General features: G+C 71.3%; 22 protein-coding genes. 18 read left to right on the top strand and 4 right to left on the bottom strand.

From position 1 onward, the window contains the following. The first annotated feature begins 6 nt into the window (after window positions 1-6). Window positions 7-1,143, top strand: coding sequence for a B12-binding domain-containing radical SAM protein (locus tag ACIO5D_RS07890; RefSeq protein WP_400794309.1), 1,137 nt, complete (start codon window positions 7-9; stop codon window positions 1,141-1,143). Window positions 1,144-1,164: 21 nt separating this feature from the next. On the opposite strand, the gene ACIO5D_RS07885 is transcribed toward ACIO5D_RS07890, so the two are convergent. From ACIO5D_RS07885 to ACIO5D_RS07870, 4 genes are all read right to left on the bottom strand, one after another. Then, window positions 1,165-1,515, bottom strand: coding sequence for a MazG-like family protein (locus ACIO5D_RS07885; RefSeq protein WP_400653731.1), 351 nt, complete (start codon window positions 1,513-1,515; stop codon window positions 1,165-1,167). Between the two features lie 153 nt (window positions 1,516-1,668). Next, the gene (locus tag ACIO5D_RS07880) at window positions 1,669-2,373 is read right to left on the bottom strand and encodes a peptidylprolyl isomerase (protein ID WP_400653732.1); all 705 of its coding nucleotides are present in this window, start codon (window positions 2,371-2,373) and stop codon (window positions 1,669-1,671) included. 39 nt (window positions 2,374-2,412) lie between these two features. Further along, on the bottom strand, window positions 2,413-3,063 hold the full coding sequence (locus ACIO5D_RS07875) for a TetR/AcrR family transcriptional regulator (protein ID WP_400794307.1): 651 nt from the start codon (window positions 3,061-3,063) through the stop codon (window positions 2,413-2,415). Window positions 3,064-3,340: 277 nt separating this feature from the next. After that, window positions 3,341-3,889, bottom strand: a complete 549-nt coding sequence (locus tag ACIO5D_RS07870) for an AAA family ATPase (RefSeq protein ID WP_400653734.1) — start codon at window positions 3,887-3,889, stop codon at window positions 3,341-3,343. Between the two features lie 301 nt (window positions 3,890-4,190). Here ACIO5D_RS07870 and ACIO5D_RS07865 point away from each other — a divergent pair, with 301 nt between their 5' ends. The 17 genes from ACIO5D_RS07865 to ACIO5D_RS07785 all read left to right on the top strand — a co-directional run bounded on the left by ACIO5D_RS07865 (window position 4,191) and on the right by ACIO5D_RS07785 (window position 23,743). Beyond that, window positions 4,191-5,150 (top strand): DMT family transporter, encoded by a 960-nt coding sequence (locus ACIO5D_RS07865; RefSeq protein WP_400794305.1) that lies wholly within the window; start codon window positions 4,191-4,193, stop codon window positions 5,148-5,150. Between the two features lie 494 nt (window positions 5,151-5,644). Further along, window positions 5,645-6,004 carry an NADH-quinone oxidoreductase subunit A gene (locus tag ACIO5D_RS07860; protein ID WP_014137597.1) on the top strand — a complete coding sequence of 120 codons (360 nt, stop codon included), beginning with the start codon at window positions 5,645-5,647 and terminating at the stop codon, window positions 6,002-6,004. Between the two features lie 89 nt (window positions 6,005-6,093). Beyond that, on the top strand, window positions 6,094-6,648 hold the full coding sequence (locus tag ACIO5D_RS07855) for an NADH-quinone oxidoreductase subunit B family protein (RefSeq protein ID WP_363607835.1): 555 nt from the start codon (window positions 6,094-6,096) through the stop codon (window positions 6,646-6,648). Then, window positions 6,645-7,391 (top strand): NADH-quinone oxidoreductase subunit C, encoded by a 747-nt coding sequence (locus ACIO5D_RS07850; RefSeq protein ID WP_400794303.1) that lies wholly within the window; start codon window positions 6,645-6,647, stop codon window positions 7,389-7,391. Before ACIO5D_RS07855 ends, ACIO5D_RS07850 begins: the two co-directional genes overlap by 4 nt. Continuing rightward, the gene (locus ACIO5D_RS07845) at window positions 7,391-8,731 is read left to right on the top strand and encodes an NADH-quinone oxidoreductase subunit D (protein ID WP_363607833.1); all 1,341 of its coding nucleotides are present in this window, start codon (window positions 7,391-7,393) and stop codon (window positions 8,729-8,731) included. The genes ACIO5D_RS07850 and ACIO5D_RS07845 overlap by 1 nt, the downstream gene beginning before the upstream one ends. Window positions 8,732-8,748: 17 nt before the next feature. Further along, window positions 8,749-9,468, top strand: a complete 720-nt coding sequence (gene nuoE, locus ACIO5D_RS07840) for an NADH-quinone oxidoreductase subunit NuoE (RefSeq protein ID WP_400653771.1) — start codon at window positions 8,749-8,751, stop codon at window positions 9,466-9,468. Next, window positions 9,468-10,829 (top strand): NADH-quinone oxidoreductase subunit NuoF, encoded by a 1,362-nt coding sequence (gene nuoF / locus ACIO5D_RS07835; RefSeq protein ID WP_363607831.1) that lies wholly within the window; start codon window positions 9,468-9,470, stop codon window positions 10,827-10,829. Before nuoE ends, nuoF begins: the two co-directional genes overlap by 1 nt. Further along, window positions 10,826-13,336 (top strand): NADH-quinone oxidoreductase subunit G, encoded by a 2,511-nt coding sequence (locus tag ACIO5D_RS07830; RefSeq protein WP_400794301.1) that lies wholly within the window; start codon window positions 10,826-10,828, stop codon window positions 13,334-13,336. Before nuoF ends, ACIO5D_RS07830 begins: the two co-directional genes overlap by 4 nt. Further along, on the top strand, window positions 13,333-14,676 hold the full coding sequence (gene nuoH, locus ACIO5D_RS07825) for an NADH-quinone oxidoreductase subunit NuoH (protein WP_363607829.1): 1,344 nt from the start codon (window positions 13,333-13,335) through the stop codon (window positions 14,674-14,676). Before ACIO5D_RS07830 ends, nuoH begins: the two co-directional genes overlap by 4 nt. 5 nt (window positions 14,677-14,681) lie before the next feature. Beyond that, a complete protein-coding gene (gene nuoI / locus ACIO5D_RS07820) occupies window positions 14,682-15,281 on the top strand; it encodes an NADH-quinone oxidoreductase subunit NuoI (RefSeq protein WP_400653738.1) in 600 nt (199 codons plus the stop codon). Beyond that, the gene (locus ACIO5D_RS07815; protein ID WP_400653739.1) at window positions 15,281-16,183 is read left to right on the top strand and encodes an NADH-quinone oxidoreductase subunit J; all 903 of its coding nucleotides are present in this window, start codon (window positions 15,281-15,283) and stop codon (window positions 16,181-16,183) included. The genes nuoI and ACIO5D_RS07815 overlap by 1 nt, the downstream gene beginning before the upstream one ends. Beyond that, window positions 16,180-16,479, top strand: a complete 300-nt coding sequence (gene nuoK / locus ACIO5D_RS07810; RefSeq protein WP_363607827.1) for an NADH-quinone oxidoreductase subunit NuoK — start codon at window positions 16,180-16,182, stop codon at window positions 16,477-16,479. The genes ACIO5D_RS07815 and nuoK overlap by 4 nt, the downstream gene beginning before the upstream one ends. A gap of 14 nt (window positions 16,480-16,493) precedes the next feature. Next, entirely contained in the window at window positions 16,494-18,389 is a 1,896-nt protein-coding gene (nuoL, locus tag ACIO5D_RS07805; RefSeq protein WP_400653740.1) for an NADH-quinone oxidoreductase subunit L, read from the top strand. Window positions 18,390-18,426: 37 nt separating this feature from the next. Continuing rightward, on the top strand, window positions 18,427-20,082 hold the full coding sequence (locus ACIO5D_RS07800; protein ID WP_363607825.1) for an NADH-quinone oxidoreductase subunit M: 1,656 nt from the start codon (window positions 18,427-18,429) through the stop codon (window positions 20,080-20,082). Further along, entirely contained in the window at window positions 20,079-21,716 is a 1,638-nt protein-coding gene (gene nuoN / locus ACIO5D_RS07795) for an NADH-quinone oxidoreductase subunit NuoN (protein WP_400757335.1), read from the top strand. Before ACIO5D_RS07800 ends, nuoN begins: the two co-directional genes overlap by 4 nt. Window positions 21,717-21,940: 224 nt before the next feature. Continuing rightward, window positions 21,941-22,951 (top strand): polyprenyl synthetase family protein, encoded by a 1,011-nt coding sequence (locus ACIO5D_RS07790; RefSeq protein ID WP_363607823.1) that lies wholly within the window; start codon window positions 21,941-21,943, stop codon window positions 22,949-22,951. 129 nt (window positions 22,952-23,080) lie between these two features. Next, window positions 23,081-23,743 carry a response regulator transcription factor gene (locus ACIO5D_RS07785; protein WP_363607822.1) on the top strand — a complete coding sequence of 221 codons (663 nt, stop codon included), beginning with the start codon at window positions 23,081-23,083 and terminating at the stop codon, window positions 23,741-23,743. Window positions 23,744-23,930 lie beyond the last annotated feature (187 nt).

Here is a 23,930-nt window from a genome sequence, read left to right as displayed (position 1 = left end):
CCCGGGGTGATCTGGCGCGACCGCGGCACCGTACGGGTCAACCACCGCACGCCCGCCCCGACCGACTACGAGTCGCTGCCCACGCCCGTCTTCGACCGGGAGATCCGGCAGTGGAGCCCGGACTTCGTGCCGCCGCTCCACACGATGTCCAACTGCCCGATGCGGTGCGGCTTCTGCTCCATCGCCGCGGGCAGCGACACCTTCCTGGGCAAGCCCCGGGTGATGTCCGAGCGCCGCGTCGCGGAGCACATCGCCGCGCTCGGCGTCGAGCGTGTCGACTTCGTCGACGAGTACCCCACCATCCCCCGGCAGATCAGGATCGGCCGGGAACTCGCCCGCATCGGGCACCGCGCCACCTGGCAGTGCTATCCGACCGCCGGGGACCAGCTGCTCGACCCGAGGAACTGCGAGGCGCTCGCCCAGGCCGGCTGCCGGGCGGTGCAGCTCGGCCTGGAGTCGCTCGATCCGCAGACCCTGCGGCAGGAGGCCAAGCCCTGGAACCACCCGGCGAACTACGGCCGCATCCTGGAGAACCTGTACAACGCCGGGATCCAGGTCCACGTCTTCATCCTCGTGGGCGTTCCCGGTGAGCCGATCAACTTCTCACTGCGCTGGCTCTCCTTCCTCGAAGAGCACGGCGCGCACATCCTGACCATCAAGTCCGGCCGCTACCGGCTCACCCGCCGCGCCCCGGACGAACGGCGGGCCACCGTCGACGAGTTGCACGGCCTCCAGGTGACCGGTCAGGACAACCAGCTGCTCAACCTCAACCGCGACCAGTTCCGGTACACCAGCAACGGGCTCAGCCGGAAGCGCGTCGAGGCCGTCCGCGACCTCCTCGAAGAGGCCTGCCGCCGGCACTGGGCCTACCAGGTCACCTCGTCGCTGCCCCGGTGGATCAACCGCGGCCGCTTCAGTCTGGAGCAACTGCACCAGGCCGCCGACCAGTTGAGCGCGCACCGGCCCGCCGAGCCGTCCATCCCGGGCAGCCACCTCAAACGCGGGCTCTCCAAGATCACCAGTGCCGCGCACGAGGAGCTGGGCCTGCGCGCCGCGCCCACCTCGTACGAGGACGTGCGCGACCTCGCGGCCCGGCTGCGGGCCGGGGACGAGACGGTGGCGGCGGGCGGCCGGCGGGGGTGACTCCGGGCGCGGCGGGGTGCCCTACTCGGGGCCCTTCTTCTCCTCGGGCGGCCGGCGGCCGGCGGTCGAGCGCCGCTCGACGTAGGCCAGCCGTTCGGCGAAGACGCGGGCGGCGTCCGGGGTGAGGGTGCGCAGGGCGACGAGGGCGGTGAAGACCACGTCGCAGAGCTCGTGCTGAACGTCCTCCCAGCTGTGGGTGACACCCTTGCGCGGGTTCTGGCCGGTGGCGCCGATCACCGCGGCGCCGACCTCGCCGACCTCCTCGGAGAGCTTGAGGATGCGCAGCAGGCGCTCCTCCTGCGGGGAGGCCGCGCTCTCCGCGTCCAGCCAGGCGACGAGCTCGTCGACGCTCTCCCAGATCCTGCTGTCCATGCGGCGCTGCTCCCGTACGGTGTCGATGGCGGGTCTCGATGGCGGGTGTCCACCGTACGGCAGCGGGGTGACGGGCCCGCTCGGCGGCTGCCGGTTCTCACCCGGTGGTCCTCACCCGGCGGTCCTCACTGGCCGGTTCTCACTGGCCGGTTCTTATTTGGCGATCTTCACGTTGCGGATGTTCACCGGAAGGGTGGGGAAGCCGTCGCCGGGGCTGTTCTGGTCGTCCTCGCCGCCCGCCGCGATCTTCTGCAGCACGTCCAGGCCGGCGGTGACCCGGCCGAAGGGCGTGTAGGCGGGGGAGAGCCTGGTGTCCTTCCAGACGAAGAAGAACTGGCTGCCGTTGGTGTCCGGGCCCGCGTTGGCCATCGCGACGGTGCCGGCGGGGTAGGTCGCGCCGGTGAGGTTCTCGTCCGGGAAGGAGTAGCCGGGGCCGCCGCTGCCGGTGCCGGTCGGGTCGCCGCACTGCAGGACGAAGATCCGCTGGGTGGTCAGGCGGTGGCAGTGGCTGCGGTCGAAGTAGTCGTGCTCGGCGAGGAAGCGGAACGAGAAGGTGGTGCAGGGTGCCTGGCCGGTCAGGGCCTGGAAGGTGATGGCGCCCTGACTGGTCCTCAGGGTCGCGCTGTAGGGCTTGGCGGCCTTCTCGGCGTCGAAGACCGGGATGCCCTTGAAGTTGTCGGCGGGCACGGCCGGGGTGTACGTGCAGGTGGTGGCCGGGGGCGCGGGCGGCGGGGTGTCCGCGGCGGCGGTGCCGGTGGTCGCGGCGAGCGGGAGGACGGTGGCGGTGGCGAGCAGCGCCCAGTGTTCGCGCTTCACGTGACGGGCCTTCCGGGGGGTGGTGGGCGGCAGCGTTGTCATGGCGACATCATCCATGCCGTCGTGGGGATCCGGTAGACGTCAGTCGCCCGTCGGCGCGAACAGCCCGGCGCGGGCGGCCAGTGCCGCGGCGTCGGCGGCCCGCTCGGCGGCCCGGGCATCCAGTGGCTCGCCGGTCACGAACAGCCGGTAGTAGAGCGGCGCGGTCGCCGCCCTGACCACCTCGGCGCCGTCCGTGCCGGGGGGCAACTCGCCGCGGGTGACGGCTCGTTCGGCCACGGCGGCGGCCTGCTGGTGGCGGGCGGCGAAGAAGGCGCGCAGGGCGGCGGCGCCGGCGTCGGAGCGCTGGGCGGCGGTGATCAGGGCGGTGGGGGTGGAACCCAGCTCCGGATCGGTGAAGACGGCGAACACCTCGCGGGTGATGCGGCGCAGGTCCTGCCCGAGGTCCCCGGTGTCCGGCAGCGGCCAGACCTGGTCGGCCGAGGCGGTGAGGGCGTCCGCGACCAGCCCGTCCACCCCGCCCCAGCGGCGGTACAGCGTCGCCTTGTGCACACCGGAGCGGGCGGCGACCGCGTCGACGGTCAGCCCGTCGTACCCCCTGGCGGTGACCTCGGCGAGGGTGGCGGCGACCACGTCCGCCCGCACCCGGGCGCTGCGGCCACCGGGGCGGGGGGTCGGGGTCCTGGGGGGCTCGGGCTGGGCGTGGCCCGGCTGGGGGGCGCGGTCGCTCAAAGTGGACTCCTGTCGCGTCAGCGCTTGCTCCGGCGGTGCCGCCGCGCCATCCTCATCCTAATGCGACTCCAGTCGCATTTCGAGTGGAGTCCGGCACCCCGGCCGACATCGAGGCCGCCGCCGAAGGCCCACGGGCCGCTCACCCCCCTGAGCGCCGGGCCCCGCCAGTGGAAGGAGCTCAGTTGTAGGAGTCCAGCTGGTGGTCGAGCGTCTTCGGGATCTCCAGGATGTTGCGGAGGACGGAAGTGTCGACGAAGGTCACCAAGCGGGCCACAGGTCAGCCGATCCCGAGAAGACGGTCGAAGTCGGAGTAGTCGCGGGGGCTTTCGGCCGCGTCCAGGATGCCCCGGGTCACCACGTCGCCGAGCTTTCCCTCGGCCATGGCGGCGGCGTAGCCGGCCAGTTCGGGGAGTGGACGCAGGCGGCCGGCCCCGGTGGCCGGGTCACGGTCGCAGACCACGACACCCCGGTGATCGGCCCCGCTGAGCTGCTCGTGGACGATGCGGATGTCCGGCCGGACCTGGATCGTGACATCGAGCGTGGCGGGCAGGCTCCATGGCGTGCTGACCGTGCAGCCCAGGGTGAAGACGTCCTCGCTGTGCGGGGGGCAGCCTTCCAGCCCTCCCCGAACCGGGCCCGCGTCGCGCCGCCGGCTGTCCAGGGCGTCGCGGATGTCCTCACCCTGCGCGAGTCGCGAGAGCACCTCCAGGGCGTCCAGCGCGTTCGACTTGCCGCTGCTGTTGCGGCCGATGAGCAGGGTGAGCGGGGTCAGCGGCAGCACGGCGTCGTGGAAGGTCTTGAAGGCGGTCAGCCGTACCTCGGTCACCGCCCGGCGTCGCGGCGTCGTGGCCGGTCGCCGCGACGCCTTCCGGATCCGCCTTGCTCACTCCGAACTCCTCGCAGTTGCCCGCAGTGGACGTGTTGCCGCCACCTCGTGGTCCGCGATAGGGCTTGTCGCCGGACGACCCGGGGCGCTGCCGGGCAGGGCGTGGAAAAGCCTTGATCGGCCAGGGCCGGTGGGCAAGGATGGCGCCGCCGTCCGCGGCTCTGTCCGCGCCTCTGTCCGCCGCTCCGTTCGATGTCGCACGGGCTGCTCACCCTGCCTCTTGCTCGGAGGAACCTTGCCCATGCGCGCTTCACTGTTCTCGTCCTCGTCGCCGTTGCGTGATGTGCCCGTGCTGCTGGTGGCGGTGGTGTGGGGGTCGAGCTTCATGGCGGTGCAGCGGGTGGCGGAGCCGGGGACGGTGGTGGCGGTCCTGGTGCTGCGGTTCGGGCTGGTGCTGCCGGTGCTCGGGGTGTTCGCGTGGCGGGCGCTGCGGGGGATGGGGCGGCGGGAGTGGCTGGGCGGGGCGGTGCTGGGGCTGGTGCTCGGCGGGATCTTCCTGCTGGAGACGTACGGCGCGGTGCACACCTCGGCGACCAACGCCGGTCTGATCGTCAGCCTCACGATGGTGACCACGCCGCTGGCGGAGAGCGCCGTCAACCGGACGCCGCTGCCGCGGGCCTTTCTGGCGGCGGCGGGGCTCTCCGTGCTCGGGGTGGCGTTGCTGACCGGGGGAGGCGGGCTGAAGCCGCCCTCGGCGGGGGACCTGCTGGTGCTCGGCGCCGCCCTGGTGCGGACGGTGCACGTGCTGGCGATGTCCCGGATCCGGGCCATTCGTGACACCGACTCGCTGGCCGTGACCTGGGTCCAACTCGCCGCCGCCTTGGTGTTCGTCGCCGTCGCGCCGTTCGCCGGGCCCGCGCCGTGGACGGTCGCGGCCGGGTACGGGCCGGCGCAGTGGGCCTGGCTGCTGCATCTCGCCCTGCTCTGCACGCTGTTCGCCTTCTTCGTGCAGATGTGGGCGGTGCGGACGACCTCGCCGTCCCGGGTCAGTCTGCTGCTGGGCACCGAGCCGCTCTGGGCCGCCGTCTTCGGCATCACCCTGGCCGGTGACCACCTCGGCCCGCTCGCTCTGCTCGGCGGTGTCCTCGTGCTGGCCGGCACCGCCTGGGGCCGCCGCACCGCCGTCCCCGCCCCGGCTCCCGCTGCGGCCCGGGCGGAGGACCAGGCCGAGGACCGGGAACCCGTAGCCGGCGGTCGGTAGCCGGCCCGGCCCCCGGGCCCCCGACCGGCCCCCGGCACCCCCGACGGCTGCCCGCCGGAGCGGTTCGCGCGCTTGTGAACGAAGGGTCAAGCGGGCGTTCGGAGGGCCGCCACCCCTGCGGGTGAGGCGCTATAACACGTCAAAATGACGTCCAGAAATTTGCCCTGGAAGGCGCATAGTTGATATAGGAGCACCGCTCTGACCAGCCGCTTCACCGATGAATGCGACTGTTTGTGATCATTTGACTTCTTTGGGTCGATAACTCTGGTCATGTTCACTTTCGTCACCATTCCGGGGGTGGCGTAGATCACAAAGATCACCGTGAACTGCGTGTCGCAGATCACAAGCCGACGGGCATAAGATGCGCTCGTTCCGGGCTTTGTGAACTGCCTCACATGGGGTGGATCTCGGGAACCGGAACGCGGGTCCACCACAGCGTGACCCGTCGGTTCCGATCTGCAGTCAAGGACGACTGGACGGAGGGAGCGGGGGCTATGAATGCCTACGCGCCGATCCTCGTACTCGGTGCCATCGCGGCGGCGTTCGCGGTCGGTTCCGTTGTGATGGCCTCACTGACCGGCCCCAAGCGCTACAACCGGGCCAAGTTGGAGGCGTACGAGTGCGGCATCGAGCCGACCCCGCAGCCCGTGGGCGGCGGTCGGTTCCCGATCAAGTACTACCTGACGGCGATGCTCTTCATCGTCTTCGACATCGAGATCGTCTTCCTCTACCCATGGGCGGTGAGTTTCGACGCCCTGGGGATCTTCGGGCTGGTCGAGATGCTCCTGTTCATCGCCACCGTCTTCGTCGCCTACGCCTACGTGTGGCGGCGCGGCGGTCTGGAGTGGGACTGAGCGCGGGGCTGCCGCTGACTTTGTGAACGGGCGGACAAGCCTGAACGGGCGGACGAACCACCGGACTTGATGGCATTGAGAGGGATCTGATGGGAATCGAGGAGAAGCTGCCGAGCGGCTTTCTGCTCACCAGTGTGGAGACGGCCGCGGGCTGGGTGCGCAAGGCGTCGCTCTTCCCGGCCACCTTCGGACTGGCCTGCTGCGCGATCGAGATGATGACCACCGGGGCCGGCCGCTACGACCTGGCCCGGTTCGGCATGGAGGTGTTCCGGGGCTCACCCCGGCAGGCCGATCTGATGATCGTGGCGGGTCGGGTGAGCCAGAAGATGGCCCCGGTGCTGCGCCAGGTGTACGACCAGATGGCCAACCCGAAGTGGGTCATCTCGATGGGCGTCTGCGCCTCCTCGGGCGGGATGTTCAACAACTACGCGATCGTGCAGGGCGTCGACCACATCGTCCCGGTGGACATCTATCTGCCGGGTTGTCCGCCCCGCCCGGAGATGCTGATGGACGCCATCCTGAAGCTGCACGACAAGATCCAGCACGAGCCGCTGGGCGTGAACCGGCGCCGGGCCGAGGAGCTGGGCGAGGCGCTGGCGCTGCGGGCCACCCCGGTGAGCGAGATGCGGGGGCAGCTGCGATGAGCGAGCCGACCAAGCCCACCGAACCCGCCGAGTCCGCCGAGCTCACCGGGGCCGGCGTCCCCGCCACCCGCCGGGAGATCCCGGTCGAGGTGGTCGGCACCCGCCAGGGCATGTTCGGCGCCCGGGACAGCGGTGACACCTCCGGCTTCGGCGGCCTCACCGCCCCCGTGGTGCTGCCCGGCCCGAGCGAGCGCCCGTACGGCGGCTGGTTCGACGAGGTCGCGGACGAACTGGAGGGCGCCCTGGAGGAACAGGGCCTCGACCCGGTCGACGTGATCGGGAAGACCGTCGTCGACCGCGGCGAACTCACCTTCCACATCGACCGCGAGCACCTGCTGCGGACCGTCCGCACCCTGCGCGACGACCCGGCGCTCCGCTTCGAACTCTGTCTCGGGGTGAGCGGTGTGCACTACCCCGGTGACAAGGGCCGCGAGCTGCACGCGGTCTACCACCTGCGCTCGATCACCCACGGCCGGCTGATCCGGCTGGAGGTCACCGCGCCGGACTCCGATCCGCGCGTCCCGTCGGTGGTCAGCGTCTACCCGACCAACGACTGGCACGAGCGCGAGGTCTACGACTTCTTCGGCCTGGTCTTCGAGGGCCACCCGGCGCTCACCCGGATCATGATGCCGGACGACTGGCTGGGCCACCCGCAGCGCAAGGACTACCCGCTCGGCGGCATCCCCGTCGAGTACAAGGGCGCCCAGATCCCGGCGCCCGACCAGCGGAGGTCGTACAGCTGATGAGCACCCGGCACTACGAAGAGGCAGCAGAGGCAGAGGCCCGTGAGACCACCGAGGGCCGGGTCTTCACCGTCACCGGTGGCGACTGGGGCGAGGTGGTGGAGGCGGTCGGCCGGGCCGACGACGAGCGCATCATCGTCAACATGGGCCCCCAGCACCCGTCCACCCACGGCGTGCTGCGGCTGATCCTGGAGATCGACGGCGAGACGGTGAAGGAGGCCCGCTGCGGCATCGGCTACCTCCACACCGGCATCGAGAAGAACATGGAGTTCCGCAACTGGGTCCAGGGCACCACCTTCGTGACCCGGATGGACTACCTGACCCCGCTGTTCAACGAGACCGCGTACTGCCTGGCGGTCGAGAAGCTGCTCGGCATCACCGACGACATCCCGGACCGGGCCACCGTCATCCGCGTCCTGATGATGGAGCTCAACCGGATCGCCTCGCACCTGGTCTGCCTGGCCACCGGCGGCATGGAGATCGGCTCCACCACGCTGATGATCTACGGCTTCCGCGACCGCGAACTCATCCTGGACGTCTTCGAACTGGTCACCGGCCTGCGGATGAACCACGCGTACGTCCGCCCCGGCGGCCTCGCCCAGGACCTGCCGCCCGGCGCCGTCGACCAGATCCGCGAAACGGTGAAGACCATCCGCTCGCGGATGCACGAGTACGACAAACTCGCCACCGGCAACCCGGTGTTCAGGGCCCGCCTGGTCGACGTCGGCTTCCTCGACCTGGCCGGCTGCCTGGCCCTCGGCGCCACCGGCCCGATCCTGCGGGCCACCGGCCTGCCGCACGACCTGCGCAAGTCCGACCCCTACTGCGGGTACGAGAACTACGACTTCGAGGTGGCGACCGCCGACAGCGCCGACTCCTACGGCCGCTTCCTGATCCGTCTGGAGGAGATGAAGCAGTCGCTGCGGATCGTCGAGCAGTGCCTGGACCGGTTGCGGCCCGGCCCGGTCATGGTGGCCGACAAGAAGATCGCCTGGCCCGCCCAACTGGCCGTCGGCCCGGACGGGGTGGGTAACTCGCTCGACCACATCCGCAAGATCATGGGCACCTCGATGGAGGCCCTGATCCACCACTTCAAGCTGGTCACCGAGGGCTTCCGGGTCCCGGTGGGACAGGCGTACACGGCGGTCGAGTCGCCCAAGGGCGAGTTGGGCGTGCACGTGGTCAGCGACGGCGGGACACGCCCGTACCGGGTCCACTTCCGGGACCCGTCGTTCACCAATCTGCAGTCGATGGCGGCGATGTGCGAGGGCGGCCAGGTCGCCGACGTGATCGTCGCGGTGGCCGGGATCGACCCGGTGATGGGAGGCGTGGACCGGTGACAGACGTCCAGTTGGGGATGCCGGCGATGCCGGCCGGGCCGTACCCGGAGGAGGTACGCGCCCGGCTGGCCGCCGACGCGAAGGAGCTGATCGGCCGCTATCCGGTGGCCCGGTCGGCGCTGCTGCCGCTGCTGCACCTGGTCCAGGCCGAGGAGGGCTTCGTCAGCCCGACCGGCATCCGGTTCTGTGCCGAGCAGTTGGACCTCACCACCGCCGAGGTCACCGCCGTCGCCACCTTCTACACCATGTACCGGCGCCGGCCGGCCGGGAAGCACCACGTCGGGGTCTGCACCAACACCCTCTGCGCGGTGCTCGGCGGCGACCAGATCTTCGAGGAGCTCCAGCAGCACCTCGGGATCCGCAACAACGAGACCACCGAGGACGGCGAGATCTCGATCGAGCACATCGAGTGCAACGCCGCCTGCGACTACGCCCCCGTGGTGATGGTCAACTGGGAGTTCTTCGACAACCAGACCCCGGAGAGCGCCAAGCGGCTGGTCGACGAGCTGCGAGCGGGCCGGGAGGTCCGCCCCACCCGCGGCGCCAGGCTCTGCGACTTCAAGGAGTCGGCCCGGATCCTGGCCGGCTTCCCCGACGAGCGCCCCGGTGCCGTGGACGAGTCCGGAGCGGGCGGCGCGCCCTCGCTCGCGGGCCTGCGCCTGGCCAGGGGCGAGGCCCTGCCCGGCACCGGCGGCACCAAGGTCGTCTCGCCCCGGCACGAAGGGACGGAAGCGTGATGACCTCCGCCGAGCCGGCCGAGAAGCTGCTCACCCCGGTACTCTCCGCCTCCTGGGACGACGCCCGGCCCTGGACGCTCGACACCTACCGCCGCCACGCCGGCTACGAGGGCCTGAAGGCCGCCCTCGCGATGGCACCGGACGACGTGATCGCCCTGGTCAAGGACTCCGGTCTGCGCGGCCGCGGCGGCGCCGGCTTCCCCACCGGCCTGAAGTGGCAGTTCATCCCGCAGAACGACGGCAAACCGCACTACCTCGTGGTCAACGCGGACGAGTCCGAGCCGGGCACCTGCAAGGACATCCCGCTGCTGTTCGCCAACCCGCACGCGCTGATCGAAGGCATGATCATCGCCTCCTACGCGATCCGCTGCGACCACGCCTTCATCTACCTGCGCGGCGAGGTCGTCCCGGTGCTGCGCCGGATCCAGGCCGCCGTCGCCGAGGCCTACCGGGCCGGGCTGCTCGGCAAGGACATCATGGGCTCCGGCGTCGACCTCGACATCACCGTGCACGCGGGCGCCGGCGCGTACATCTGCGGCGAGGAGACCGCGCTGCTCGACTCGCTGGAGGGCCGCCGCGGCCAGCCCCGGCTGCGGCCGCCGTTCCCGGCCATCGCCGGCCTCTACGCCTGCCCGACGGTGGTCAACAACGTCGAGTCGATCGCCTCGGTGCCGCCGATCCTGGCCAAGGGCAAGGAGTGGTTCAAGGGCCTGGGCACCGAGAAGTCCCCCGGTTTCACGCTCTACTCGCTCTCCGGGCACGTCACCAACCCCGGCCAGTACGAGGCCCCGCTCGGCATCACCCTGCGCCAGCTGCTGGACGTCAGCGGCGGCATCCGGCCCGGGCACCGGCTCAAGTTCTGGACCCCGGGCGGCTCGTCCACCCCGATGTTCACCGACCAGCACCTGGACGTCCCGCTCGACTACGAGGGCGTCGGCGCGGCCGGCTCGATGCTCGGCACCAAGGCCCTGCAGATCTTCGACGAGACCACCTGCGTGGTCCGCGCCGTCACCCGCTGGACCGAGTTCTACGCCCACGAGTCCTGCGGCAAGTGCACGCCCTGCCGCGAAGGCACCTACTGGCTGGTCCAGTTGCTCAAGCGGATCGAGGGCGGCTCGGGCGTCGACGGCGACCTGGAGAAGCTGCTCGACATCGCCGACAACATCAACGGCAAGTCCTTCTGCGCGCTCGGCGACGGCGCGGCCAGCCCGATCGTCTCCTCGCTCCAGTACTTCCGGGCCGAGTACGAGCAGCACCTCGCCGAGCGCCGCTGCCCGTTCGACCCGGCCGCCTCCACCGTCTGGGCCGACGCCCACCGCTCCGGCCACCAGTCCGCCACCGAAAGGGAGGTGCACGCGTGACGATCACAGAGCCATCCACCTCCAAGGCCGCGGTCGACCTGGTCACGCTCACCATCGACGGCGTCGAAGTGCAGGTCCCCAAGGGGACGTTGGTGATCCGGGCCGCCGAGCAGATCGGCACCCAGATCCCGCGCTTCTGCGACCACCCGCTGCTCGACCCGGCCGGCGCCTGCCGGCAGTGCATCGTCGAGGTCGAGGGCCAGCGCAAGCCCGTCGCCTCCTGCACCATCCCGGTCGCCGAGGGCATGGTGGTCCGGACCCAGCTCAGCTCGCCGGTCGCCGAGAAGGCGCAGCGCGGCGTGATGGAGCTGCTGCTGATCAACCACCCGCTGGACTGCCCGGTCTGCGACAAGGGCGGCGAGTGCCCGCTGCAGAACCAGGCGATGTCCTCCGGCGCCGCCGACTCCCGCTTCGAGGGGATGAAGCGCACCTATGAGAAGCCGATCCCGCTCAGCACCCAGGTGCTGCTGGACCGCGAGCGCTGCGTGCTCTGCGCCCGCTGCACCCGCTTCTCCCAGCAGATCGCCGGGGACCCGTTCATCGACCTGATCGAGCGCGGCGCGCTCCAGCAGGTCGGCATCGGGGACGCGGAGCCGCTCGACTCGTACTTCTCCGGCAACACCATCCAGATCTGTCCGGTCGGCGCGCTCACCTCGGCGGCCTACCGCTTCCGCTCCCGGCCGTTCGACCTGGTCTCCTCGCCGAGCGTCTGCGAGCACTGCTCCTCCGGCTGCGCCCAGCGCACCGACCACCGGCGCGGCAAGGTGCTGCGCCGGCTGGCCGGCGATGACCCGGCGGTCAACGAGGAGTGGAACTGCGACAAGGGCCGGTTCGCCTTCCGCTACGCCCAGCAGCGGGACCGGATCACCACCCCGCTCGTCCGCGACCCCGCGACGGGTGAACTCGTGCCCGCCTCCTGGCCGGAGGCGCTGGCCAGGGCCGCCGAGGGCCTGCGCGGCACCCGGGCCGGGGTGCTCACCGGCGGCCGGAGCACCGTCGAGGACGCCTACGCCTACGCCAAGTTCGCCCGGGTGGTGCTCGGCACCAACGACGTGGACTTCCGGGCCCGCCCGCACAGCGGCGAGGAGGCGGACTTCCTGGCCGCCGCCGTCGCCGGGCGCGGTACCGATGTCGACGGCACGGGCGTGACGTACGAGGAACTGGAGGCGGCGCCGGCGGTGCTGCTCGCGGGCTTCGAGCCCGAGGAGGAGTCGCCGATCGTCTTCCTGCGGCTGCGCAAGGCCAACCGCGCCCGCGGCCTGAAGGTGTTCTCGGTCGCCGCGTACGGCTCCCGCGGCCTGGCCAAACTGCGCGGCGCGCTGCTGCCCGCCGCCCCCGGCACCGAGACCGAGTGGCTGACCGCGCTCGCCGCCGACGAGCCGCTCGGCGACGACGCCGGCCGCGCCGCCGAACTGCTGCGCACCCCCGGCGCCGTCATCCTGGCCGGTGAGCGGCTGGCCGCCGTCCCCGGTGCGCTCACCGCCGCGCTGCGCCTCGCACACGCGACCGGCGCCCGGCTGGCCTGGATCCCGCGCCGGGCCGGTGAGCGCGGCGCCGTCGAGGCCGGCGCACTGCCCGGGCTGCTGCCCGGCGGCCGTCCGGTCCACGCCCCGGTCGCCCGCGCCGAGGCCGCCGCCGTCTGGGGCGGGGCCGAACTGCCGACCCGGGTCGGCCGGGACACCGCGCAGATCCTCGCGGCCGCCGCCCACGGCGACCTGGACGCGCTGCTGGTCGGCGGCGTCGACCCGGACGACCTGCCGGATCCGGCGCAGGCCGAGGAGGCGCTGGCCGCCGTCCGGTTCCTGGTCTCGCTGGAGCTCCGCCCGTCCGCCGTCACCGCGCACGCCGATGTGGTGCTGCCGGTCGCCGCGGTCGCCGAGAAGGCCGGCACCTTCCTGGACTGGGAGGGCCGGGTGCGGATGTTCGAGGCCGCGCTCAAGCCGGACCAGCAGATGGGCCGTCATCTGCACCCGGACCTGCGGGTGCTGAACATGCTGGCGGACGCGCTGGGCCACCGGCTCGGCCTGCCCGACGTGCGGGCCGCCCGGCTGGAGCTGGACCGGTTCACACCGTGGACCGGCGACCACCAGACGGCCCCCGCCGCGCACCCCGCGCCGCTGCCCCGGCCGGCCACCGGCCAGGCGGTGCTGGCGGGCTGGCGCCAGCTGCTGGACAACGGCTCGCTCCAGCAGGGGGACCAGCACCTCGCCGGCACCCGGCACGCGGCCGTCGCCCGGATCTCCCCGGTCACCGCGAAGGAGGTCGGCGCGGTCGAGGCCCTGCGGCTGACCGGGCCGGCCGGCTCGCTCACCCTGCCGCTGGAGATCACCGGCTCGATCCCGGACCGCACGGTCTGGATCCCGCTCAACTCCACCCCGGGCGGCGCCTACCGGACCCTCGGCACCACGGTCGGCCACCTGGTCACCATCGCCGCGGCCACCGTCTCCGACAGCGCCCCCGACAGCGCCACCGCCGTCACCGCCGCGACCCCCGAGGAGGAGCAGTGAACCTCGCCGCGTACGAGACCCTGGGCTTCTTCGGCCGCGACCCCTGGTGGCTGGTGCTGCTCAAGGCGGTCTTCTGCTTCGCCTTCCTGGTCGGCACCGTGCTGATCGCGATCGTCTGGGAGCGCAAGGTGGTGGCCTGGATGCAGCTGCGCATCGGGCCCAACCGGCACGGCCCCTGGGGCATGCTGCAGTCGCTCGCCGACGGCGTGAAGCTGGCGCTGAAGGAAGACCTGGTGGTCAAGGGCGCCGACAAGGTCGTCTACATCCTGGCCCCGATCGTCTGCGCGATCCCCGCCTTCATGGCCTTCGCGGTGATCCCGTTCGGCCCGGCCGGCGACGAGGTGTCGATCTTCGGCACCCGGACCCCGCTGCAGCTGACCGACTTCCCGGTGGCGCTGCTGTACATCCTGGCCACCGCCTCGGTCGGCATCTACGGCATCGTGCTGGCCGGCTGGTCGTCCGGCTCGACCTATCCGCTGCTCGGCGGGCTGCGTTCGTCCGCGCAGATGATCAGCTACGAGATCGCGATGGGCCTGTCCTTCGCGGCGGTGTTCATCTACTCGGGTTCGATGTCCACCTCGGAGATCGTCTCCTCGCAGCAGCCGACCTGGTTCGCGGTGCTGCTGCCGGTGTCGTTCATCGTCTACATCATCTCCATGGTCGGCGAGACCAACCGGGCGCCGTTCGACCTCCCGGAGGCCGAGGGCGAACTGGTCGGCGGCTTCAACACCGAGTACTCCTCGCTGAAGTTCGCGATGTTCATGCTGGCCGAGTACGTCAACATGGTCACCGTCTCGGCCGTCGCCTCCACGCTCTTCCTGGGCGGCTGGCGGGCGCCCTGGCCGGTCTCCACCTTCTGGGAGGGGGCCAACCACGGCTGGTGGCCGATGCTCTGGATCATTCTGAAGATCCAGCTGCTGCTCTTCTTCTTCATCTGGCTGCGCGGCACCCTGCCCCGGCTGCGCTACGACCAGTTCATGAAGCTGGGCTGGAAGGTCCTGATCCCGGTCTCGCTGGTCTGGCTGGTGATGGTGGCCAGCGTCCGGGCCCTGCGCAACGAGGGCTACGGCTTCGGCGAGGTGGTGCTGTACGTCGGCGCCCCGGTCGCCGCGATCCTGCTGCTCGCCCTGGTGCGGGACTTCGCGAAGCGCCCGCCGGAGCCCGCCGCGACAGCGGCCGAGGGGGCGCCGCCCGCCGAGCGGTTCGACCCGATGGCGGGCGGGTACCCGGTGCCCCCGCTGCCCGGGCAGGAGCTCCCGCCGGTCCCGCGCCGGCGCAGCCGCGCCCCGAAGCAACTCCAGGACGCCCTCAACGGGGCCGACCATTCCGAAGGGAGCTGACCGCGATGTCGTCCGACGAGACAACCGGGCCCGACCCGACCGAGAGGCCGTCCGTCCTCGGACCGGCCGCCGGCTTCGGCGTGACCTTCAAGGCCATGTTCAAGAAGCGGCTCACCGAGCAGTACCCGGAGCAGAAGAAGCCCACCGCTCCGCGCTTCCACGGCCGCCACCAGCTGAACCGGCACCCGGACGGCCTGGAGAAGTGCGTCGGCTGCGAGCTGTGCGCCTGGGCCTGCCCGGCCGACGCGATCTACGTCGAGGGCGCGGACAACCGGGACGAGGAGCGCTACTCGCCCGGCGAGCGGTACGGCGCGGTCTACCAGATCAACTACGCCCGCTGCATCCTCTGCGGGCTCTGCATCGAGGCCTGTCCGACCCGCGCGCTCACCATGACCAACGAGTACGAGCTGGCCGACTCCTCCCGCAAGGACCTGATCTTCACCAAGGAGCAGCTGCTGGTCGGCCTCTCCGAGGACATGGTCGACACCCCGCACGCGATCTACCCGGGCGCCGACGAGGGCGCCTACTACCGGGGCGAGATCATCGCGGCGGCGCCCGGGACGGTCCAGCAGGAGCGCACCGAGCGCGAGAAGGAGGTGCGGTAGTGGCCGCCACCGTCCTGGCCGGGAGCAGCACGGTCCTTGCCGTCACCGGGACGACCTCTACCGGGGAGGCCGTCCAGTTCTGGGTGCTCGCGGTGATCGCCGTCGGCGGCGCGCTCGGCATGCTGCTGATGAGGAAGGCCGTGCACAGCGCGCTCTGCCTGGCCGCCACCATGATGGCGCTGGCGGTCTGTTACATGGCGCAGGGCGCGGTCTTCCTGGGCGTGGTGCAGATCGTGGTCTACACCGGCGCGATCATGATGCTGTTCCTGTTCGTGGTGATGCTGGTCGGTGTCACCAGCGCCGACTCGATGAAGGAGCAGCTGAAGGGGCAGCGGTTCGCCGCGCTCCTGTGCGGGCTCGGCTTCGGCGTGCTGCTGGTCGCCGGCCTCGCCAACGCCAAGCTGGACACCTTCGCCGGCCTCGCCGAGGCCAACGCCGAGGGCAACGTCCAGGGCCTGGCCCGGCTGATCTTCACCAAGTACGTCTGGGCCTTCGAGGTCACCGGCGCGCTGCTGATCACGGCGGCGATCGGCGCCATGGTGCTCACCCACCGCGAGCACGTGAAGGCCCCGAAGACCCAGCGCGAGCTGGCCGCCCAGCGGGTCAAGGACAACATCCAGCTGCCGCCGCTGCCCGCGCCCGGCGTCTACGCCCGGCACAACGCGGTGGACATCCCCGGCCTGCTGCCGGACGGCACCGTCGCCGAGGACTCGGTGATGGAGACCCTGCGCGAGCGCGGCCAGATCCGCGACGTCAGCCAGGAGATGCTGCGGCGGATGGCCGAGCTGGAGTCCACCACCGCCGACTGGCTGGGCCGCCCGCCGTCCGAGCGCCCGCCGGCCACCGGCCCGCGCAGGTCGCTGGAGCCGGTCCCGACCAACCACGAGGAGGGCACGGAGTGAATCCGGTCAACTACCTGTATCTCTCCGCCCTCCTGTTCACCATCGGCGCCTCCGGCGTCCTGATCCGGCGGAACGCGATCGTCCTGTTCATGTGCGTGGAGCTGATGCTCAACGCCTCGAACCTCGCCCTGGTCACCTTCTCCCGGCTGCACGGCAACCTGGACGGCCAGATCATCGCGTTCTTCACCATGGTGGTCGCGGCGGCCGAGGTCGTGGTCGGCCTCGCCATCATCGTCGCCATCTTCCGGACCAGGCACTCCGCTTCGGTCGATGACAGCAACCTGATGAAGCTGTAGGCGGAGGACCTTCGGTGAACTCTCTCATTCCGCTGCTCGTGGCGGCTCCGCTGGCCGGTGCGGCTCTGCTGCTGCTCGGCGGCCGGGCCTTCGACCGGTTCGGCCACTGGCTGGCCACCGCGCTCGCCGCGCTCTCGTTCGGCTTCGGGCTGGCGCTGTTCGCGTCCATGCTGGGCCGCGACGCCGAGCAACGCGCCGTCACCACACGCCTGTTCAGCTGGGTACCGGTGAACGGCTTCCAGGCCGACATCGCGTTCCGGCTCGACCAGCTCTCCATCACCTTCGTCCTGCTGATCACCGGTGTCGGCACGCTGATCCACCTCTACTCGGTGGGGTACATGGCGCACGACGAGCGCCGGCGCCGTTTCTTCGCGTACCTCAACCTGTTCCTGGCGGCCATGCTGCTGCTGGTGATCGCGGACAACTACCTGCTGCTGTACTTCGGCTGGGAGGGGGTCGGGCTCGCCTCGTACCTGCTGATCGGCTTCTGGCAGCACAAGCCGAGCGCCGCGACGGCCGCCAAGAAGGCGTTCATCGTCAACCGCGTCGGCGACCTGGGCCTCTCCATCGCGATCATGCTGATGTTCGCCGAGTTCGGCTCCTTCGCCTTCGAGCCTGTCTTCGGGGCGGCGGACCAGGCGAGTGAGGGCAAGCTGACCGCGATCGGCCTGATGCTGCTGCTGGCGGCCTGCGGCAAGTCCGCCCAGGTGCCGTTGCAGTCCTGGCTCGGGGACGCCATGGAGGGCCCGACCCCGGTCTCGGCCCTGATCCACGCGGCCACCATGGTGACCGCCGGCGTCTACCTGATCACCCGCTCCGGTGCGATCTTCAACCTGGCGCCGGACGCCCAGACCGCCGTCGTGGTGGTCGGCGCGGTCACCCTGCTCTTCGGTGCGATCGTCGGTTGCGCCAAGGACGACATCAAGAAGGCCCTGGCCGGCTCGACCATGTCGCAGATCGGCTACATGGTGCTGGCGGCCGGCCTCGGCCCGATCGGCTACGCCTTCGCGATCATGCACCTGGTGACCCACGGCTTCTTCAAGGCCGGGCTCTTCCTCGGCGCCGGTTCGGTCATGCACGGCATGAACGACGAGGTGGACATGCGGCACTACGGCGGCCTGCGGAAGTACATGCCGGTCACCTTCGTCACCTTCGGCCTCGGCTACCTGGCCATCATCGGCTTCCCGGGGCTGTCCGGCTTCTTCTCCAAGGACAAGATCATCGAGGCGGCCTTCGCCAAGGGCGGCACCGAGGGCTGGATCCTCGGCCTCTGCGCCCTGACCGGCGCCGCGGTCACCGCGTTCTACATGACCCGGGTGATGCTCCTGACCTTCTTCGGCGAGAAGCGCTGGCAGCCGGACGAGAAGGGCCAGGAACCGCACCCGCACGAGTCGCCGAAGACCATGACCATTCCGATGATCCTGCTCGCCTTCGGCTCGGTCTTCGCCGGTGGGCTGTTCACCCTGAACAGCGGCTTCCTCACCTGGCTGGAGCCGGTCACCGGCCACGACGAGGGCCACTCGCCGCTCGCCCCGCTGGTGGTCACCCTGCTCACCACGGCCTGCATGCTCGCCGGGGTGGCGGTCTCCTACCTGATGTACGGCCGCTCCGCCGTCCCGGTGGTGCCGCCGGTCGGCTCGCCGCTCACCCGGGCCGCCCGCCGGGACCTCCTCCAGGACGACTTCAACCACGCCGTCCTGGTCCGCCCCGGCTCGGCGCTCACCGCGGCGCTGGTCTACTTCGACAGCCGGGGCCTGGACGGCTTCGTCAACGGCCTGGCCGCCGTCATCGGCGGCGTCTCCAGCCGCCTGCGGCGGATCCAGAACGGCTACGTCCGCTCGTACGCGCTCTCCATGTTCGGCGGCACGCTGGTTCTGGTCGCCACGACTCTCCTGATGAGGTCCGTCTGATGGACAGGAAACAAACAGGCCGTCAGGGAGGTAAGGCATGAGTGCCCTGCTGACCGCCACCTGTGCCGTCCCGGCGGCCGGCGCGGTGCTGACCGCCGCGCTGCCGGCCGGGTCCAGCGAGGCCCGGCGGCGGACCACCAAGGCCGTCGCCCTGGGCGTCTCGGCCGTCACCCTGGCGCTGGCGGCCGTGGTGACCGCCCGCTTCGAGCCCGGCGGGGCGCGCTACCAGCTGACCGAGTCCTACAGCTGGATCCGCTCCTTCGGCATCACCTTCTCGCTCGGCGTGGACGGCATCGGCGCCGTGCTGGCCCTGCTCACCGCCGTCCTGGTGCCGGTCGTGATGCTGGCCTCCTGGCACGACGCCGATCCTGGAGCGGCCGCGCCCGCCAACGGGCAGGAGGGGCCCGGCCCCACCGCACCGGACGGCACCTTCGAGAACAGGCGTCGCACGCAGGGCTTCTTCGCCCTGATCCTGGCGGTCGAGGCGATGGTGATCGTCTCCTTCTACGCCACCGACGTCTTCGTGTTCTACGTCTTCTTCGAAGCCATGCTGATCCCGATGTACTTCCTGATCGGCGGCTTCGGCGACCGGGCGGGCGGCCCCGACTCGGCGCGCCAGCGCTCGTACGCGGCCGTGAAGTTCCTGCTCTACAACCTGCTCGGCGGCCTGGTCATGCTGGCCGCCGTGATCGGCCTGTACGTGATCGCGCAGGAGCAGGGCTTCGCCACCTTCGACCTGCCGACCCTCACCTCGGCGATCGCCGACGGCCGGCTGGTGCTCGGCGGCACCGCGGAGAAGGCGCTGTTCCTCGGCTTCTTCTTCGCCTTCGCGGTGAAGGCCCCGCTCTGGCCGCTGCACACCTGGCTGCCGAACGCGATGGGCGAGTCCACCGCCGGAACGGCCGTCCTGATCACGGCGGTGGTGGACAAGGTCGGCACCTTCGCGATGCTCCGCTTCTGCCTCGGGCTGTTCCCGGACGCCTCCAGGACCTTCGCCCCGGCGATCCTGGTGCTCTCGGTGATCGGGATCATCTACGGCGCGCTGCTGGCCATCGGCCAGAAGGACATCAAGCGGCTGGTCGCGTACGCCTCGATCTCGCACTTCGGCTTCATCATCATGGGCATCTTCGCGCTGACCAGCCAGGGCCAGAGCGGGGCCACCCTCTACATGGTCAACCACGGCATCTCCACCGCCGCGTGGATGCTGGTGGCCGGCTTCCTGATCTCCCGCCGCGGCTCGCGCCTGATCGCCGACTACGGCGGGGTGCAGAAGGTCGCCCCGGTGCTCGCCGGGACGTTCCTGATCGGCGGCCTGGCCACCCTCTCGCTGCCCGGGCTCGCGCCCTTCGTCAGCGAGTTCCTGGTGCTGGTCGGCACGTTCACCCGCTACCCGGCGATCGGCATCGTCGCCACCTTCGGCATCGTGCTCGCCGCGCTGTACGCCCTGATGCTCTACCAGCGCACCATGACCGGCCCGGTCAAGGCCGAGGTGCGCGGGATGCCCGATCTCAAGGTGCGCGAACTCGCCGTCGTCGCCCCGCTGGTGGCGCTGACCATCCTGCTCGGTGTCTACCCGAAGCCGCTCACCGACATCATCAACCCGGCGGTGGACGCGACGCTGTCGCAGGTCCACGAGACCGACCCGGCACCGGCCCACCCGGTCGCCGCCACCTCAGGAGGTGAGCACAAGTGAGCACCACCGGATGGCTCGCCGCCGCCGGCGGCAGCACGCCCAGCATTCCGGCGCCGCACATCGAGTACGGCCAGCTCTCCCCGATGCTGGTGGTGTTCGGCGCCGCCGTGGCCGGCATCCTGCTGGAGGCCTTCCTGCCCCGGCGCCACCGGTACTGGGCGCAGGTCTCGCTGGCCCTGGCCGGCCTGGCCGGCGCGTTCACCGCCGTGGTGGTGCTCGCCGCGCAGGGCTACGGCTCCACCAAGGTCGACCTGCTCGCCATGGGCTCGGTCGCGCTCGACGGCCCCGCGCTCTTCCTCCAGGGCGTGATCCTGCTGGCCGCCGTGGTCGCGGTGCTCACCTACGCCGAGCGGAGGCTGGAGCCGAGGGCCGGGGGAGTGGCCGTCGACGCGTTCGTCGCCCAGGCCGCCGCCACCCCGGGCGGCGAGCAGGAGCGGTCCGCGGTCCGGGCCGGCTTCGCCACCACCGAGGTCTTCCCGCTCACCCTGTTCGCGGTCGGCGGCATGCTGCTCTTCCCCGCCGCCAACGACCTGCTGACCATGTTCGTGGCGCTGGAGGTCTTCTCCCTCCCGCTCTACCTGCTCTGCGCGCTGGCCCGGCGCCGCCGGCTGCTGTCCCAGGAGGCGGCGGTCAAGTACTTCCTGCTCGGCGCCTTCGCCTCGGCGTTCTTCCTGTTCGGCACCGCCCTGCTGTACGGCTACGCGGGCAGTGTCCGGCTCGGCGACATCTCGGACGTCATCTCCGGGAAGGCGCTGGCCACCCCGGCGCTGCTGAACACCACCCAGAACGACGCGCTGCTGCTGATCGGCCTGGCGCTGCTCGCCGTCGGCCTGCTCTTCAAGGTCGGCGCGGTGCCCTTCCACTCCTGGATCCCGGACGTCTACCAGGGCGCGCCGACCCCGGTCACCGGCTTCATGGCGGCCGCCACCAAGGTCGCCGCCTTCGGCGCCTTCCTGCGGCTGTTCTACGTCGCCTTCCCCGGCCTGCGGCTGGACTGGCGGCCGGTGATGTGGGGCGTGGCCATCCTCACCATGGTGGTCGGCGCGGTGCTGGCCGTCACCCAGCAGGACGTGAAGCGGCTGCTCGCCTACTCGTCCGTCGCGCACGCCGGGTTCATCCTGACCGGCGTGATCGCCACCAACAAGCAGGGCCTCGGCTCGGTGCTGTTCTACCTGCTGGCGTACTCCTTCGTGACGCTCGGCGCCTTCGCCGTGGTCACCCTGGTGCGCGACTCCAAGGGCGAGGCCACCCACCTGTCCAGCTGGGCGGGGCTGGGCCGGCGCTCGCCGCTGCTCGCGGCGGTCTTCGCGCTGTTCCTGCTGGCCTTCGCGGGGATCCCGCTCACCTCGGGCTTCACCGGGAAGTTCGCGGTCTTCCAGGCCGCGGCGGCCGGCGGGGCGACCCCGCTGGTGATCGTGGGTGTGCTCAGCTCGGCGGTGGCCGCGTTCTTCTACATCCGGGTCATCGTGCTGATGTTCTTCTCCGACCCGCAGCCCGGCGGCCCGACCGTCGCCGTGCCCAGCGCCTTCACGATCACCGCGATCGGGGCCGGCGTCCTGGTCACCCTCGGCCTCGGCCTGCTGCCGCAGTACTTCCTGGACCTGGCGTCGAAGGCCGCGCTCTTCGTGCGCTGAGACCCCCGGCCGGAGGCATCCGTCGTCCGGGCCGCGCCGTTGTCCGCGCGGCCCGGACGCGTCGTGTCCGGCATCCGTCCTGATCAGGGCATCCGGCCCGATCATGACAGGATCCGCACGCCCGTGCAGTGATCCACTCGTGACCGGATACCCTGCCTGTATGGCCAGCGGCGGCACTCAGGGACCAGGCCGCTAGATCGACCAGGGACAGAGGAGTGGTCTTCGTGACCGTCGTGGGACCCTTTGGGCTCAGCGTGCAGGACCGCGATCTCACCCGCGACGTCCAGGCCGGGATGGACGCGGTGGAGACCGCGCTCACCGAGGCGGTGAAGAGTGACGTCCCCTTCATCACCATCACCGCCAGCCACCTGATCGAGGCGGGCGGCAAGCGCTTCCGCCCGCTGCTGGTGATGCTCGCCGCCCAGTTCGGCGACCCGGGCGCGCCCGGCGTGGTGCCGGCCGCCGTCGTCGTCGAGCTCACCCACCTCGCCACGCTCTACCACGACGACGTCATGGACGAGGCCCCCGTGCGCCGCGGCGCCCCCAGCGCCAACTCGCGCTGGGACAACTCGGTCGCCATCCTCACCGGCGACTTCCTCTTCTCCCGCGCCTCCCAGGTGCTCGCCGACCTCGGCCCGGAGGCCGTCCGGCTCCAGGCCGACGCGTTCGAGCGGCTGGTCACCGGCCAGATCCTGGAGACCGCCGGCCCCGGCCCGGACGACGACCCGCTGGACCACTACCTGGCCGTGCTGGCCGGCAAGACCGGTTCGCTGATCGCCGTCTCCTGCCGGATCGGCGCGCTGATGGCCGGCGCGGAGCCGTGGGTGACCGACATCCTCGCCGAGTACGGCGAGCGGATCGGCACCGCGTTCCAGCTGGCCGACGACGTGCTGGACATCGCCAGCGACGGCGACGAGTCCGGCAAGACCCCCGGCACCGACCTGCGCGAGGGCGTGGCCACGCTGCCGACCCTGCTGCTCCAGCAGATGCCGGTGGACGAGTCCGACCCGGCCGACCGGCGGCTGCACGAGCTGCTCACCCTCGACCTCGCCGACGACGAGCTGCACGCCGAGGCGCTGCGGCTGCTGCGCCGCCACCCCGCGCTGGAGCGCGCCCGCCGGGAGACGCTGCGGCAGGCCGAGGCGGCCCGGGCCCTGCTCGACCCGCTGCCGGACTGCCCGGCCAAGGCGGCGCTGCAGGAGCTCTGCGACTCGGTGGCCATCCGCACCATGTGAGGTGTCGCCCGTGAGGTGCTGCGGTGAGGTGCTGCGGTGAGGTGCTGCCCCGGCATGATTTTCCGCCCGGGCAGGACCGAGGATAGGGGAGACTGACACCCGTCAGCCCAGCCCAGCCGGAAGGCCACCATGCTTCGCGTCGTCATCGCCGAGGACTCCGTACTGCTGCGGGAGGGCCTGACCCGGCTGCTCACCGATCGTGGCCTGGAGGTCGTGGCGGGCGTCGGGGACGCCGAGGCGCTGCTGAAGGCCATCCACGACCTGGCCGCCGCCGGCGCCCTGCCGGACGTCGTGGTCTCGGACGTCCGGATGCCCCCGACCCACACCGACGAGGGCGTGCGGGCCTGTGTCGCGCTCCGTGCCCAGTACCCGGAGCTGGGTGTGCTGGTGCTGTCGCAGTTCGTGGAGGAGCGGTACGCCTCCGAGCTGCTGGCCGGCTCCACCCGGGGCGTGGGGTATCTGCTGAAGGACCGGGTCGCCGAGGTGCGCGAGTTCGCGGACGCGGTGGTCCGGGTCGCCGGGGGCGGCACCGCGCTGGACCCCGAGGTGGTGCAGCAGCTGCTCATCCGCAGCCGCAAGAGCGATGTGCTGGCCGGCCTCACCCCGCGTGAGCGCGAGGTGCTGGGGCTGATGGCCGAGGGCCGGACCAACACGGCGGTGGCCAGGCAACTGGTCGTCTCGGACGGCGCGGTGGAGAAGCACGTCAGCAACATCTTCCTCAAGCTCGGCCTCGCCCAGAGCCCCGAGGACCACCGCCGGGTGCTGGCGGTGCTCACCTATCTCAACTCCTGAGCGTGCTTGACCACTTTTGAGCGCCCTTGAGCGCTGTTGAGCCCGGGGGGCCGGGGGCCGGGGGCCGGGGGGCTTGGGGGCGTTTGCCGGGGGGCCGCTCGTTCCCGGCCCCGGCTGCCCCGACTCCCGTTCCGGGCCTGCGCGGTATGACCGTCACCCCGGTCGGTGTTCTATCGAAAGTGTGGTG

It is taken from the genome of Kitasatospora sp. NPDC087315 (assembly GCF_044744345.1).
In the GTDB taxonomy this organism is placed as follows: domain Bacteria; phylum Actinomycetota; class Actinomycetes; order Streptomycetales; family Streptomycetaceae; genus Kitasatospora.
Note: the sequence above shows the minus strand (reverse complement) of the source record. Positions and strands in the feature narration are given on the sequence as shown.